The 16353-nt window shown below is 42.0% G+C and carries 11 protein-coding genes; 5 read left to right on the plus strand and 6 right to left on the minus strand.

What is annotated here, in order from left to right:
* Window positions 1–56: 56 nt before the first annotated feature.
* From hpnH to FD723_RS02540, 3 genes are all read right to left on the minus strand, one after another.
* Window positions 57–1076 carry an adenosyl-hopene transferase HpnH gene (hpnH, locus tag FD723_RS02530; RefSeq protein WP_179063958.1) on the minus strand — a complete coding sequence of 340 codons (1020 nt, stop codon included), beginning with the start codon at window positions 1074–1076 and terminating at the stop codon, window positions 57–59.
* Between the two features lie 108 nt (window positions 1077–1184).
* Window positions 1185–2171, minus strand: coding sequence for a hopanoid-associated sugar epimerase (hpnA, locus tag FD723_RS02535; RefSeq protein WP_179063959.1), 987 nt, complete (start codon window positions 2169–2171; stop codon window positions 1185–1187).
* Window positions 2168–4879 (minus strand): efflux RND transporter permease subunit, encoded by a 2712-nt coding sequence (locus tag FD723_RS02540; protein WP_179063960.1) that lies wholly within the window; start codon window positions 4877–4879, stop codon window positions 2168–2170. Before FD723_RS02540 ends, hpnA begins: the two co-directional genes overlap by 4 nt.
* 194 nt (window positions 4880–5073) lie before the next feature.
* On the opposite strand from FD723_RS02540, the gene FD723_RS02545 reads away from it, so the two are divergent.
* The 4 genes from FD723_RS02545 to FD723_RS02560 all read left to right on the plus strand — a co-directional run bounded on the left by FD723_RS02545 (window position 5074) and on the right by FD723_RS02560 (window position 10944).
* Window positions 5074–5799, plus strand: coding sequence for a phosphorylase (locus tag FD723_RS02545; protein ID WP_179063961.1), 726 nt, complete (start codon window positions 5074–5076; stop codon window positions 5797–5799).
* Between the two features lie 411 nt (window positions 5800–6210).
* Window positions 6211–7923, plus strand: a complete 1713-nt coding sequence (locus tag FD723_RS02550; RefSeq protein WP_179063962.1) for a bifunctional diguanylate cyclase/phosphodiesterase — start codon at window positions 6211–6213, stop codon at window positions 7921–7923.
* A 310-nt stretch (window positions 7924–8233) separates the two neighbouring features.
* Window positions 8234–9136, plus strand: a complete 903-nt coding sequence (yhdJ, locus tag FD723_RS02555; RefSeq protein WP_179063963.1) for an adenine-specific DNA-methyltransferase — start codon at window positions 8234–8236, stop codon at window positions 9134–9136.
* A 683-nt stretch (window positions 9137–9819) separates the two neighbouring features.
* Complete coding sequence (locus FD723_RS02560; RefSeq protein ID WP_179063964.1) at window positions 9820–10944, plus strand: site-2 protease family protein; 1125 nt, start codon at window positions 9820–9822, stop codon at window positions 10942–10944.
* 49 nt (window positions 10945–10993) lie between these two features.
* On the opposite strand, the gene FD723_RS02565 is transcribed toward FD723_RS02560, so the two are convergent.
* Both FD723_RS02565 and FD723_RS02570 read right to left on the minus strand, forming a co-directional pair.
* Window positions 10994–11716 carry a choice-of-anchor K domain-containing protein gene (locus tag FD723_RS02565; RefSeq protein WP_179063965.1) on the minus strand — a complete coding sequence of 241 codons (723 nt, stop codon included), beginning with the start codon at window positions 11714–11716 and terminating at the stop codon, window positions 10994–10996.
* 495 nt (window positions 11717–12211) lie between these two features.
* A complete protein-coding gene (locus FD723_RS02570; protein ID WP_179063966.1) occupies window positions 12212–12757 on the minus strand; it encodes an imm11 family protein in 546 nt (181 codons plus the stop codon).
* A gap of 658 nt (window positions 12758–13415) precedes the next feature.
* Here FD723_RS02570 and FD723_RS02575 point away from each other — a divergent pair.
* Complete coding sequence (locus FD723_RS02575; protein ID WP_179063967.1) at window positions 13416–14162, plus strand: creatininase family protein; 747 nt, start codon at window positions 13416–13418, stop codon at window positions 14160–14162.
* A gap of 118 nt (window positions 14163–14280) precedes the next feature.
* On the opposite strand, the gene FD723_RS02580 is transcribed toward FD723_RS02575, so the two are convergent.
* On the minus strand, window positions 14281–16344 hold the full coding sequence (locus FD723_RS02580) for a S9 family peptidase (protein WP_179063968.1): 2064 nt from the start codon (window positions 16342–16344) through the stop codon (window positions 14281–14283).
* Window positions 16345–16353: the final 9 nt, after the last annotated feature.

Here is a 16353-nt window from a genome sequence, read left to right on the forward strand (position 1 = left end):
GAATCAGAACCCTTAAAGGGTGGGTAGGCATAGCCCACCGCACCCTTTAATATTTACTAGTTCCTACCAAACACACTGCCAAGGGCACGCGCCATATTTTGCGGTTGCATTGCATCCATTGCGGCGGTGGGTTCGTAGCCGCAGTGAACCATACAATCGGCACATTTGGGATTACCACTAGCACGTCCGTATTGACTCCAGTCAGTTTGGGCGAGTAATTCGTTGAAGGTAGAGTAATAACCTTCATTTAGCAGATAGCAAGGTTTTTGCCAACCGAGAACACTATAACTAGGGCTACCCCAAGGGGTGCATTCGTAGTCCTTCTCACCAGTCAGAAAATCTAGGAACAAGGGATTGTGGTTAAAGTTCCAGTTTTTTTCACCACTTTTGTATGGAGCCAGAATTTGCCGGAAGAGGGCGCGGGTTTGTTCGCGGTGGAGAAAATGATCTTGATCTGGTGCCCACTCGTAACTGTAACCGGGAGAAATCATCATCCCGTCAGTATTTAGGGTTTCCAGAAAGTCGAAGAACTCTTGCATATCTTTAGGTTCAGTACCTTCAAAGATCGTGGTGTTAGTGGTGACACGAAAGCCTTTGGCTTTAGCGGCACGAATTGCTTTGACAGCAATATCAAAAACACCTTTGCGATCAACACACTGATCGTGTAACTCCCGCATTCCATCTAAATGTACGCTAAAAGTCAGGTAAGGGGAAGGTTGAAACTTATCTAGGTTCTTTTCTAACAACAAACCATTGGTACACAAGTAAATATATTTCTTGCGCTCAATTAATCCTTGGACAATCTCATCAATCTGGGGATGCAGCAGAGGTTCTCCCCCAGGAATTGAGACAACTGGTGCGCCGCATTCTTCCACAGCGGTAAAACATTGTTCTGGGGTGAGGTTTTGCTTTAAAATTTCCTTTGGATGTTGGATTTTACCACAACCTGTACAAGCGAGATTACACCGAAAAAGAGGTTCCAACATCAATACTAAGGGGAAGCGTTTACGTCCTTTCAAACGCTGGGTAACAAGATACTTCCCAATATCCATAGCTTGTTGTATATTAACTGCCATTATTGCGATCGCTCCTCTTTTAGAGATAAATACACCACAGTCATTGTCGGTCTTGGTACTTGTGCTACCCTAACGCGTATTGCATCCACACGTGAATCGCTATATTTTTCATTTGACGTAACCTTGTGCAACAAACCAATCCACAGCATCTTTGAGTGCGACTTTCAGCGAAGATTGAGGTAGACCCAACTCTCGTACAGCCTTTGAAGTATTGTAATACATAGGTTGTTTCGCCATCCGAACACCATCTAATGGCACTGAGGGCGATTTTCCCAGTGGTGCGAGGATCTTTTCATCAACCCAGGCAACACTCAGGGGCAGCCAAGCGGGTACGGTTCGTTGAGGTGCGCTAAGACCTGTAATCTCGGCGAGTTGTTCGAGCAGTTGCTTGAGACTGAGGTTTTGATTACCTAAGATATAGCGATCGCCTGATTTACCCCGCTGCAAAGCCAGTAAATGCCCCCATGCCACATCCCGCACATCGATAAAATTTAGACCAGTATCCAAGTAAAAAGGCATTTGCCGTCGTAAAAACCGAAGTATTATATCACCTGTCGGGGTAGGTTTGATATCCAACGAACCAATGGGGCTGCTGGGATTGACAATAACTACTTCCTGACCTCTAGCAACAGCCTGGATGGCTTCTTGTTCAGCCAAAAACTTAGACTTTTTGTAGTCACCCACCAATTTTTCTAAGGGACTCTGATGTGTTTCATCGACGACTTCACCAGATGAGCCGACCCCAATAGCCGCTACTGAACTAGTGTAAACGGTGCGCTCAATCTCCGCTTTGCGAGCTGCTGCTAACACATTGCGCGTACCCAGCACATTGTTATGGTGGAGTAACTCTCGGTCTGTTTGCCAGAGGGAATAATGGGCTGCGACATGAAATAGATATTGACAACCTGCCATCTGTTGCCAAAGATTTGGATCGTTTAAATCGCCTTGGACAATTTCCACATCCAAACCGCGTAGATTCTCCAAATTGCTGCTTGAGCGTACCAACGCTTTGACTGTGTAACCTTGTTGCAGAAGCAACCGTACCAAATGGGCACCAATAAAACCCGTACCTCCCGTGACGAAAACCTGGCTCAAGCTGTCCCCCTCTTCTGAAATCGGGGAAACAAATCATCCAAAACGGTGTAAACTACTGGCACAACAATCAAACTGAGGATAGTTGAAGTTACTAGTCCACCTGCGATCGCTACAGCCATAGGCGATCGTAATTCTGAACCTGCACCCAAACCTAAAGCGATCGGTAGCATCCCTAAAATTGTAGAGGCAGTGGTCATCATAATTGGTCTGAGGCGCACTAATCCGGTGTTGAGAATCGCCTCGGTGCGCTCTAAGCCAGCGTTGCGTAACTGGTTGATGTAATCTACAAGCAAAATGGCATTTTTATTTGCTAGTCCCAATAAAAAGACGAAACCGATCAATGAGATCATGCCAAAGTCACTCTTGGTAATCAGTAGCGCCAACATTGCCCCCACTAGTGCCAAAGGCAAAGAGACGCCAATAACTAGGGGGTCTACCCAGCTTTTGAACAACAAAATTAGTACGATGACAATGCACAGGGCAGATAGAGCCAGAGTAGTGCCAAAACTGCTAAACACTTCACCTTGACGAGCAGAGTCTCCCCCTAAATCTAAGGAAACATTAGAGGGTAACACCGCTTTTGCTTCAGCTACCACTTTGTCAGTGGCATCACCTAAAGATAGATTTTTGCCCAGATTAGCACTGATGTAGGCCACCCGCTGATTATTCAGACGCTCTATCTGAAAAACCGTACCTTGTGGATTCGTTTCACCTGTAACTGTGACATCAGCAAATCCCGGTAGCCTCTGAATTCTTTCTTTAATTGCTTTGACTGCTTTGCTGAGAGCTTGGAGATTATCACCTTGTAATGCTATTTGCAGGGGCTTTTGACCGCCGGAATCGACAAATTGAATATCTTCAACACTAGTAGTTACTCCAGAAAGAGCAGGTAAGGAGGAGCGCAATTGGTCTTGTAGTTCTCCAGTGGTGATTTTGCGATCGCCCTTTAACTTTACATATAGTGTCCCTTTATTCGGCTCACCCTCACGAGAACCAACAGTAGTAAATACCGTTTCCACTGCCGGTGATTTTCTCACAACCTCTTCTAGTTTCTTTGCAACTTCAAGAGAATCATTTAAAGGGTTGGGAATGGGGAATTGGGGATTGGGAATTGGGGATTGGGCACTGGGAATATTGCTTCCTTGTCCTCCTTGTCCTCCTTGTCCCGCTCTGCCCAAATCAGGGATACTCGGCAAAGGGGCTGTATAAGCAATATTAAATTCGCCGCGATCGAGTTTGGGAATAAAGCCTTTGGGAATTAGTGGAATCAGCACTATACCTGCGATGAAGCTGAGGACAGCTAACCCGATAACTATCTTGCGGTGATTTAAAGACCAACTCAGCAAGTTTCTGTAAAATTGGGTAAACGCTAACCAGATTTTTCCTTCCCGACGCGGGGAGAGTGAGGATTTAGGTTTCAGCCAGTAGATAGCTAGAACTGGAGATAAAGTCCGAGCAACTAGCATAGAAGCAAGCATCGCTGCTGAAACAGTGATGCCGAAAGGCTTGAAGAATTGACCGATGACACCACCCATCAAACCTATGGGCAGAAAAACTGCGACGGCTGTCAAAGTGGCGGCGGTAACTGTCAACCCAATCTCATTTGTTGCTAAAAGCGCCGCTTGACGAGGAGTTTCCCCATCTTCAACGTGTCGCATGATGTTTTCCACATCGACGATCGCATCATCAACAATACTACCAATCACCAAAGCTAAAGCCAGCAACGTAATCGTTTCCAGGTTAAAGCCGAAAATCGCCATGACGATAAACGTCGCCAACAAGGACGTAGGAATCGCCAAAGCAGAGATGAGAGTTGCCCGCCAGTTCCATAAGAAAGGAAAAATTACCACTATTGATAGCAAAACTGCTTCTAGCAAAGCATCAATTGTTGACTGGGTAGCTTGGCGGATATATTCGGCTTGGGTGGCAGCTAAAGTAAGTTTGACATCTTTCAGGGTAGAGCGCAGCCTTTGAACTTCTTTCTCAACCTGACTTACTACTTCCAGAGTGTTAGCGTTACCGCGTTTGATGACCTGAAATGCGAGTGCATCTTGACCGTTAAACCTAACTAATGTCGCCCCACCTTGAGGGAGAGCAGCTGCACTCACATTTGCTGGATTTAAAGCAGGAGTTGCAGTAGCAGCGCCCAGTAGTGAGACTTTCAGAACTCCTGGTAATTTAGCGATCGCACTCACAATCTCATCTTGCGCCAACTTCGTCAAATCTTTGAGATTCCGTGTCGAACTCTCTATGGCATAACTAATGGCGGCTGATTCGTTTAGATTCAGGGGAATAATTTTGGAAGTTGCTCCTGGAGGCAAAGTTAGCTGCTTCAGGGCAGTTTCAACCTTTTTAGTCGATGTTTCTAAATTTGTCCCAACGGCAAAAGAAAGGGCAACGGCTGTTTGACTAGGATAGGTGGATGAGCGAATATTCTCCAATCCTTCTAGGGAGCGGAGGCGTTCCTCTAAGGGTTTTGTGAGCTTCGCCTCAGTATCCAGGGCAGTTGTCAGGGGGGCTGTAGCATTCACAACCACCACTGGAAAGGTTATATCTGGAAACAAGGCATACTTAAGAGAACTGAAAGCCAGAATCCCAGCTACCGTTACGGCAATCCAAAAACTCACCGTCAGCCACGAAAATTGAATCGCCAATTTGGAAATATTGAAGAGTTCTCGCGCGGATTTGGAGTTATGAAGCTTTACCATCTTGGAAAATTATCGTGTGGGTGACACAATTATTAAGCAATTCAAAATGAAAAAACACAATCCTAGCCAGTTGTTTGGCAGCAGCAATTACCTTGGAGTTGTGAGTTTTGGTGACTAGTAAATGACAACATTATTTATTGTCACTCAGATATGACCCAATCTTGAATGCAAAAAGAAACTTGTTGAGAGCGCTAGTGTCTAATTTTTTACCCATCAACACAATTCTGGTACCTCAGGGAGCAGAATATAAAGCTGTGTGTCGCGGATTAAGCGGCATTACTGGCTCCATTCCAACAGTAGTAGCTATACCTGTTGGGATGAAACCTTTACTCAAATATTTGCAACAAGGACAATTTCTAGCTCCAAAATCCAGAGTGCTGATTATGGGTTTATGTGGCAGCTTAAGCGATCGCTATACAGTTGGTGATCTTGTGCTGTATCAAGATTGTATTTATCAGGGAAAGCAGCAAGAATGCGATCGCACTTTAACAACACAATTGCACTCCCTACTCCCCACTCCCCACTCCCCACTAAATTTAGTCAATTCACTGACAAGCGATCGCGTCATTTCGTCTGCTGCTGAAAAACGCCGTTTGGGTGAGACTTTGTCCGCTGATGTTGTTGATATGGAAGGATTTACCGCCCTAGAATTTTGCAATGCTGCTGGGGTATCCGTAGCAATACTGCGAGTAGTCAGCGACGATTGTCAGCATAATATCCCCGATCTCACATCAGCAATTAACTCTGATGGCTCTCTAAACCCTTTTCCTTTGGCAATGGCAATGCTTCGACAACCCCTTGCTGCTATTCGGCTGATTCGAGGTTCATTAGCAGCATTAAAGGTGTTAGAGGAAGTTACAAATCTGCTCTTTTCAGGCTCTAGTCAGAATACAGTTCAAATAAGCTCAGAACACTCGTAGAGACGCGATTTATCGCGTCTCGAAAACCCGAAATTGTTGCCATTAACCCTTAACCCAAGCATATTGATATTTACTCTACTCTGCGTTCTCTGTGTCTCTGCGGTTAGCTATAAAAAAAAATTATTTTTCACAAATCAACTTAGAAAACTATATATTTTTTGCTCTCATAACATCTGAAGACAAACTAATAACAATCAACATAATTTAGGTATTAATTGTGAAATTTCTGAGATATAAGTTTTACAGAAACTTTATCGTTATCCATATCAAGAAAAACCTATATTGGGAAGCATAATATATAACCTTATCAGGGTTGGGTTCCAGGAGAGCTGATTCCACTAAACTGTGAATCAAAAATATCCTTTTGCCAGAATAGCTTGGAACTAATTTACTAACTATCGGACAGAATTTATGAAGCCCAATCAGAAGCTCTACCTATACTCATTCCTAGCTCATTTTGGATTGCTCAAAAAAAGTTACACCAGTAAAATCATGTTGGTGGCATTTTTGGGCACTCACGTACCACTTTTGACTTTACTCTTGAGTTTCGTCATCTCAAATTCCTATTCTTTAGAGATGACGATCCGAGTTATGAGCATTGCTTTGTTGGCTACCTTAGCAGGTACGGCTGCCACCCTCTACGCCCTACACCACCTCCTTAAACCGGTTATTTTGACATCTGTTGCATTACAAAATTATCTGAACACCAAAACCTTACCTGAATTGCCCACAGAATTTGCTGATGAAGCGGGTACATTGATGGCAGATACCTCACAAACTCTTCACAAATTAGATGGATTAATTCACTACATCAGTAATTATGACGATCTAACTGGATTGCCCAATCGTGATTTATTCTGCGATCGCCTCCATCAGATTTTATCCCAAACTGAAAACAACCAGCGCCTTGTAGCCGTCTTTTTACTGGGTATTGATGATTTCACTGATATTAGTCATGGGTTAGAGCCTGAAACAACAAATTTGTTGTTAAGAGCAGTTGCTCAGAGATTATCAAGCTGCATAGGGCAAACAGATGTTCTTGCCCATTTGAGTGGAGATGAGTTTGCCATTGCTCGTATAGAGATTGTTTCTTTTGAAAGTGTAATTAAGCTGTCTCAGCTATTGTTAAGTACCCTGAGTAAACCTTTTTCTCTAGAGGGTAATTTGATTCATATCACCGCCAGCATCGGCATCACTATGAATGGCATAAACGATCGCAATAGTGTAGATCAACTTTTGCAACAGGCTCACATAGCACTGTATCAAGCAAAGCAGCAAGGACGTAGCCAATATCAATTCTATTCGCCAGAAATCAATGCTCAGTTGCAGGAGCGACTAACTTTAGAAAATGAATTACGTGGAGCGCTTACCCGCAACGAAATGCTGGTTTATTATCAACCTCTCATTGATTTACATAGTGGACAAATTACAGCTATGGAAGCATTGATTCGCTGGCAACATCCTACTTTAGGTATGATTTCTCCAGGAAAGTTTATTCCCATTGCAGAAGGCAATGGTGCGATTGTAGAAATTGGTGAATGGGTTTTGCGAACCGCTTGCGCCCAAAACCGTGCTTGGCAGCTTGCTGGATTTACCCCGATTCGGATATCTGTGAATCTTTCAGCTCGACAATTTGAACAACCCTATCTGGTTGAGATCATCAGCCAAATTCTTGAAGAGACTGGACTCCAAGCATCCGATCTCGAACTGGAAGTAACGGAAAGCTTCTTGATGGGTGACATAGAGCGATCGGTTAAAACCTTAAAAAAATTACGAGAACTGGGTATATGGTTAGCTCTAGACGACTTTGGCACCGGTTATTCCTCCCTCAACTACTTGAAGCGCTTTCCTGTGAACATGCTGAAGATTGATCAGTCATTTGTGCAGGATGTCACGTCCAATCCTGATAGTGCTGCCGTAACTAATGCGATTATTGCCCTGGCAAAAAGCCTGCGATTGAACATCACAGCAGAGGGTGTAGAAACCCAAGAACAGGTTGAATACTTGAAAATGCAGGGATGTCATGAAGGACAGGGTTACTACTTCAGTTGTCCTATCCCTGCTGATCTAATTACCCCGATGTTGCAGAAAAGTTCTCAGATGATGGGGACAATTGCAGCGTAAATAGATGCCTAAGCCATTACAACGTGTTCCATTTTGCACCTATCTAGGCGATCGCCCGAATACTTGTATAGCACTATGTACTAGATTGAGCTTCTTTTTGTGTGGTAGTAGGACTTCCACACAAAAAATTGTCTGGGTTGAGCCGTATTAGAATCTATTTTTATTACGAAAATCAGCAGGTTCATAGCAGGTATTTGTGGTTTTAATATTCATATACTCAGATGCAAGATATGAGCAAGCCTTGCAATATTTAAATCAATACTGTAGATTTTAAGTCACATTTTTGTGTTACTTACTCAAGGCGCTAACTGTGATTTCAAAAGCTAAGATAGATATCAAAATATACAAAGACGATTTTCACACTATCATTCATGGCGATGCTCTTGAAAATTTAAAGCATCTTGAATCAGAATCCATTAACCTAATTTTTGCTGATCCGCCTTACAATATTGGCAAAAACTTTGATGGTTTAGTTGAAAATTGGTCGGAAGAAGAATTTCTTAGCTGGACATATCAATGGATCGATGAATGCCATCGTGTTCTAAACCCTAATGGTACTTTTTACCTAATGAACAGCACAGAAAATATGCCCTACCTTGATATTAAGTGCCGCAAGAACTTCTATATTAAAAGTAGGATTGTTTGGAATTACGATAGCTCAGGAGTGCAAGCAAAAAATCACTTTGGTTCTATGTATGAGCCAATAATTATGCTAACGAAGCATGAAAAAAACTACACGTTTAATTCCGACAATATCATGGTAGAGGCAAAAACTGGTGCAAAGCGTCAATTGATTGATTATCGAAAAGAACCTCCTCAGCCTTACAATACCAAGAAAGTACCAGGTAATGTTTGGGATTTTGCACGAGTACGTTTCAAAATGGAAGAATATGAAAATCACCCAACTCAAAAACCAGAAGCACTTTTAGAACGTGTTATTCTGGCATCTTCAAATATTGGAGATATGGTATTAGATCCATTCTCTGGTAGTTTCTCTACATGTGCTGTTGCTAAACGTTTAAAAAGAAAATCTATCGGGATCGAGATAAATGAGGAATATGTAAAAATGGGAATTCGCCGCTTAAATCTGCCGTCCAATTACGCTCCTGAAGAGTTAGCAAAAGAGAAAATAAGAAAAACAAAAAATCTTTCCAAGAAAGCGAGAGCTTTGATTGAGGAACAGTCACCGAACAAGGCAAAAGTAAAAAGTTAAAAGGCAAAGAAAGAAAAATAAAAATGGTTTGAGAGTAACTAAATTTATAACTATAGCGCAGTGTAAAGCCTGCGGCATGGCTTCTCTACGAGACGCTACCGCGAACGCTTAGAGCGAGTCTTTTCTCAAAGTGAGACGCAATCATGCGAGCGTGGTGGCGTAGCACGTTCGCATGATTGCGTCTCGTAGAGAGAAATAATACATCCTTAATTATTTACCCTCAATTTATTTATGTGGATTATCTTTTTACTTCTTAAGTCGCTTTACTCAGAATTCAGAATGACGCTCTCTACGAGGCGCTGCGCGTAGCTTGCTTCCCCGCAGGGGTACGCAGACTCGCTAACAAAATTTAAAATGACGCTTGCTGGACTCGCTAACAAAATTCAAAATTAATGATTCCCATAAATAAATTTAGGGGCAGGTACGCAATACTTTTCGGTTAAGGCAAGAGATGCGATGAATCGCCGTCTCTACAAGTGTTTTGTTGCTCATTCTGAACTGTATTGCTGTATCACGAATCGTTTTCGGTCAAAGCAAATGTCATTTATTACCAATAACCACACCTTTACGGACGGACACCACTACAGTCATCAAGATTAAAATCTCTTAACCTTTCGTTACACTAAAGACATCGAGTCGGAAGAAAGCAAAACCTCTCGAAGCTGAAATCAAAGGTGAACGACATGAATGGCACAATTCGCGTTGGTAATCTCTTCGGAATTCCCTTCTATATCCATCCGTCATGGTTTTTAGTTCTGGGTTTGGTAACTTGGAGTTATAGCAGTGGACTGGCGGCGCAATTTCCCCAATTGTCTACGGGATTAGCTTTGCTACTAGGATTGATGACAGCGCTGATGTTATTTGCCTCTGTCGTCGCTCATGAATTAGGCCACAGTTTTGTTGCGATTGGTCAGGGAATCGATGTCAAATCCATCACGCTGTTTATATTTGGCGGTTTAGCAAGCTTAGAAAAAGAATCGAAAACTCCAGGTGAAGCTTTTTGGGTTGCGATCGCCGGCCCAATGGTAAGTTTACTACTATGCGGTATCGTTACAGCGATTGGTGTTACTACTGCTGCATCAGGGCCATTAGCGGCAATTCTTGGTGTTCTAGGTTCTGTTAACTTGGCATTAGCCCTGTTTAACCTGATTCCTGGCTTGCCCTTAGATGGCGGAAATATACTGAAAGCTATCGTTTGGAAAATTACAGGTAATCCTTATAAAGGTGTAACCTTTGCGAGTCGAGTTGGGCAAATCTTTGGTTGGGTAGCAATTCTTTCTGGTGTAGTTCCCCTACTATTATTTGGCAACTCCGGTAACTTCTGGAATTTGTTAGTTGGCTTCTTCTTGTTGCAAAATGCTGGTAATTCGGCTCAATTTGCCAGAGTGCAAGAAAAACTCACAGGTTTGACAGCCGAAGATGCTGTAACTCATGACAGCCCGATTGTATCTGCTAATCTTACCCTGAGAGAGTTTGCTGATGAGCGAGTCATCAGTGGGCAAAACTGGCATCGGTTCTTAGTGACTGATGATGATGGACAATTAGTAGGTGCGATCGCAATTGATAATTTAAGAACCATCCCCACAGCACTATGGTCAGAAACTCAAGTCAAAGAAGTCATGCGACCAATTGCCGAGTCTACCACAGTCCAATCAGATCAACCTCTGCTGGAAGTTATGCAGTTACTCGAACAACAAAAACTATCTGTGCTTCCCGTAGTTCGTGAGAATGGTGTTCTAGTCGGAATCTTAGAAAAAGCTGCAATTATCCAGCTACTTCAAAGCCGAACCCAACCTAATCCTGCATAGTTGTCTCCTAAAATGGCAACCCTTTGTAGAGACGCGATTTATCGCGTCTCTACATTTTTATGCTCTTAGTATTTCTTCTCCAAGAATTTTTACGAGATATTAGATATATTCCCAGCAAAGATAAACCCGCTACTGCCGTAGGTTCGGGCACAGCTTTGATTTTGGCATAAACGGCTGTTGTAGTTGTGGCTCCTTCAAGAGCCTTAATACTTATCTGGGGAACGTCTGGATTAAAGCCAGTTAGCTCAAGGGTATAATTATTGCCTTCAAATGTGAAATTTTGATTACTCAAATTTGTGTCTATATATACAAAATCTGCACTATTCTCAGGATCGGCTGCGTCGTTAAGCGTATTTATTAGACCCAATTTGAAGTCAAAAACTTGGCTGATGCCAACGGGAGGGCTGAACGATACATTGAGGTTTAAAGGTACAGATTCAACGCTTGTACCGCTGAATACCGTTCCGTTAAAGTAAGTTAAATCAGCTATTTTGAATACAGAGTTAATATCCGCAGAAAACGAAGTTCCATTAAAGGTTAGTCTATTTGGAAGTCCTGTCGGTAAATCAGGTTCACCCCAAGTAAATATATTGCTTCCCACACCTGTATATAGGGGTTCAGTATTAGCGCTTCCTGGAGTAGGTTCTCCCCATGTAGCGCTAGAGATACCAGGAAAAGTTAGAGCATAAGCTTGAGCAGATAAACCAAATCCTGTAGCAGAACTCACAAAAAAACTAGATATAGCAGTAGCAAAAATAAAACTTAGTTTCATAATCTTGGGTTTTAATTATCATTCTGAAGTTTATTTCAAGTAGACCTCAAATCTACCTTAGTAAATTTACGGAAAACACGCCAATGTCTTATTGTGTTTTTTATAAAATATTTATATGGATTTAAAAATAAATTAATGAATAATTTATATTTGTGAAGTTAAGTTTATGGATTGCTACAAGATTTCATAGCTTGGTAATTATCAAAACAGGAGTGGCGTAGGCGTACCCCATCGTAGACATCGCTACTTTACTTGGTTTCTTAATTGATTGTCAAGTTGATATCAAGTTACTATTTTTTGGCCGAAAACGTAAAGGATACAAGCCCCTGAATTTATTTATGAGGATTGTAATTTTTAATTTTTAATTTTTAATTCCCCAAAGGGGTTGACACCCTCTGTGATATTGGGGTGGATTTGATGTAAACTCCATATCCTTATCTTTGAGTCTTTCTGGCAATTTCAACTGTGTAATTAATTCTGTCTTGGTACTTAATCTTAAGCCACTTGCTTAAACTTCAGCCCTTTCAATTGACTCTCCTCTACTAAGTCCTTGAACTTTTGAGATACTAATATTCCGAATTTACATTCTGGGACTGCAAAAAAATGCTGATCTTGAATTAACTCTTCTTTAAAAGCGTGCTTTTCTATTCTCAAAACTCTACCAGTTTCTTCAAATATAAATAAATCCGCCTTTGAACGATCGAGGCAATCAATAATATTAATTACTTTTAAAATATTAAACTCACCTTCATCGCATTGCAATGGCAGCAGTTTAACGCTATCACCAATTAAAGGCTCTAAAATTTTCCAAGCCTTATTATTACAAGCAAAAGTCCATGCAACAACTCCAAGGAAATCACCTCGTTTAGTACCTAATGATTCAAATCCCACTGGTAAAGGAATCCATTCACTCGTTTCTTCAATGTCTTGATATATACCAAAATTAAGAAACCTTGATAAAATCCCATGTGCATACTCTTGATTCAGAGGATAGAAGCCATCATAATTATCGCTATCAGGAATAGGAATATAAATATTCATGTAAATCTATCTCCATTAAGTTTTTGAAATATATTATGGGGAAGCTCCAGCCTTAATATAACGTGAGTTCCACGGTTAGAAAAAGGCGAAAAGCTTGCTAGTACAACATGGCGTAAATAAACCACCCATTTAAAATAGCCAGAAAGCATACAAAATAAGCATTCTTTCTTTTTACTTTTGCCTTTTTACTTTTGCCTTCTTGTACTAGATATGAAGCGCGAGAAACTGGGTAGGTTTTAGCGATGCCTGTGGCGGGCTACGCCTACGCTAAGATTGATTGAGAATTGGCAAAAAAGTCACAAAAAAACGCCGAGACTAAAAATATCAAAGAAACCCATAAAGTTTTAAAGGGTTGGTGAAATGGGGGAAGGATTGGTTTCAATACTTGTCGGTTAAGGGGAAAAGGGGAAGGTTAAAGGGTAAGGGTTAAAGGTTTTTTCTTTCCCCTTTCCCCTTCCCCTTTAACCTTTTCCCCAAATCAAATTCCGAGTTAAAAATGCAAAACCCGAGTAGTATTGGGATTGGTTTGACTGCTTACACCTATTTACCCAAAAAACCGTCGATTGATATTTACTCAAAAGATTTGCCTGCACTACCTCCTGCCGTTTTCTGATCCGTCGAACTCAAGTTTATTTACCAGCAAAGGAAATCGTCAAAAATGTTACTGCATTTGAGTACTTGGCAAGAAGTCGAAGCTTATTTACAGCAGTCGAAGGGGATTATTTTCCCTATTGGTTCCACAGAACAACATGGACCAACAGGGTTAATTGGTACTGATGCTATTTGTGCAGAAGCGATCGCATCTGGTGTAGGTGATATAACTGGAGCGATCGTTGGCCCTACAATCAATGTGGGCATGGCACTGCATCACACTGCTTTTCCTGGCTCAATCAGTCTGCGTCCCAGCACTTTAATTCAAGTAGTGCGAGATTATGTAACTTGTTTAGCCAAAGCTGGTTTTAGCAAGTTCTACTTTATTAACGGACATGGTGGTAATATCGCCACCCTGAAAGCGGCTTTCTCAGAAACTTACGCGCACTTAGAAGATTTGCAGATTCCCAATGCTCAAGAGGTGCAATGTCAAGTGGCAAACTGGTTTATGTGCGGTTCAGTATATAAGCTAGCTAAAGAATTATATGGCGATCAAGAAGGCTCTCATGCAACGCCAAGTGAAGTAGCGCTCACCCAGTATGTTTATCCAGAGGCGATTAAGCAAGCATACCTTTCACCAGAAGTTGCAAGGGGACATCGGATTTATAGCGCTGCTGACTTTCGAGTGCGTTATCCAGATGGACGTATGGGTTCAAATCCGGCTTTAGCAACGCCTGAACATGGTAAGCAATTTTATGACTTGGCGGTGAAAGAACTTAGCAGTGGGTATTTAGAATTTGTGAACGCAGAATAAAACACGCGATCGCAGTTTCTATCTAATCTGTCAAAACCTTGCCTCATAAGCATTTAGGATTTGCGGACAGTCTATTAATAACCATCAAATCGGTATAAGTGCCACATAGTAAATTTTGTTAGTTGCTTTTTTTCTTGATCAATTTTGGCTCAAAAATAGGAGATGCGGTTGAGGGTGTGAGATATTTATCGTACCAAGCTAAATAACGTTCTAGGACATCACGTTGATAACTCGGTTTGCTGATGCCGTGAGATTGTCCAGGATAAACTACTAATTGGGTATCAATTTCCAGATTTTTGAGTGCTTGATACATCTGTTCCGAGTTATGTAGTGGTACAGAAAAATCCCTATCACCTCCCATAAATAGTGTTGGTGTAACAATGCGGTCAGCGTGAAGAAATGGGAAAGAAATTCGTAGCCAGACATCGAGGTTCTTCCACGGTACACCAAGCTCTTGTTCATAGTCATCAATATACTCATCAGTACCATAGGTCGCCAGAATATTTGATTCACCAGCCCCACTGACTGCGGCTTGAAAACGGCGATCTTGAGCAATAGTGTAGTTGGTTAACATTCCCCCGTAACTCCACCCACCAATTCCCAAGCGTGATGGTGCAGCAATTCCAGTAGCGATCGCATAATCCGCACCAGCAATAATATCTTGAGCGTCTTTGTTTCCCCAGTCTGCATAAATTGCTTTGGAGAAGGCTTCTCCTCTGCCTGAACTACCGCGTGGGTTAACACCCACAACGACATAGCCGTGAGCTGCAAACAGTTGCCAATTAAACATAAACTGGTTTGTGAACTGACCAACAGGGCCACCGTGTAACATTAGTAGTGTTGGGTATTTCTTCCCTGGCTGATAGTGAGGTGGCTTGACAAGAAAACCATGAATTTCTGTACCATTTTTACTCAAAAAGCTGATTTCATCTGTAGTTGCTAAATTTAACTGCGTTAGGAACTGATCGTTTTGGTGTGATATTAAACGCAAATTTTTACCATTAAAGGCAAAGACTGCATTTGGTTGTTGTGGCGTTGAGGAAAGTAAAGCGATTTTGCCATCGCGTCCTAAATCAAATTTACTAATCTCTTGTCTTCCTGCTAAGAATCGCTCGATTTTACCACCAGTTACAGGTATTTTTGCTAGGTGAACATTGCCATCATCTTCGATTAAAAACAGGATTGATTTACCATCTGTGGTGAAGCGCGGTTTGGCAACATTGCGATCGAGGTTGGCAGTCAGTAGACGGGGAATACCACCCTCGGCGGGGATAATGGCGAGATGATGAACTGCGTACTCAATAAGTTTGGGTGAACCTCCCTGCAAATAAGCAATTGACTTACCATCTGGACTCCAAACCGGACGGCTGTCCCAATCAGGAGCGGAGTCAGGCCCAATAAAGGTAGTTAGCTGACGGGCTTTGGCTCCCGATTGGGCGGCGATTGCATATAGATCCCAATTATTATTGCGATCGCTCTCTTGACCACGTTTGCTCACAAAAGCAATATTTTTGCTATCAGGTGACCAAGCAGGTAAATACTCATTAAATGAACCTGGGGTGAGAATATCTGCTTTGCGAGTTGCTAAGTCTAATACATAAAGATGTTCACGACTTTTACCGATAAAACCCACACCATCTTCTAAAAAGTGAAATTGATTAATAACAATCGGTGGTGGGGTTTTCCCATTAAAGGGTGTTTCTGGAACTGGTTCTTCAGCAATTACCGCGAGTTGCCGACTGTCACCAGACCAGACAAAATCGCTAACATCACCAGCAAAGTCTGATATTTTCTCGGCTTCACCGCCTGCTAAGTTGAGCAACCAAATTTGCTGTTTTCCTGATTCACGGCTGGAGCGAAAAGCTAGATATTTACCATCTGGGCTAAACCGAGGATTGTATTCACTATCGTTACCGTTAGTTAACTGTAATGTTCGGGAAGCATCCCAAGAAGTCATGTAAATATGGCTATTTTGTGTATCATTTTTCAAGTCGGTATTAGTTACTGTGTAAGCAATCCAGTCTCCAGAGGGAGAAAGTTGAGGATCGCTAATTTGCCGAAAGGCGAATTGATCTTCGAGTGTTAGCAGGCGTTTTTCTTGGGCTTGAACCTGAATATTGATAGCGCTTATCGTTACTAAAACACTGCAAGCTAAAGCGATTTTTGTGAGCTTTTTCATCATACTTTTGGG

Source organism: Nostoc sp. C052 (assembly GCF_013393905.1).
GTDB lineage: Bacteria > Cyanobacteriota > Cyanobacteriia > Cyanobacteriales > Nostocaceae > Nostoc.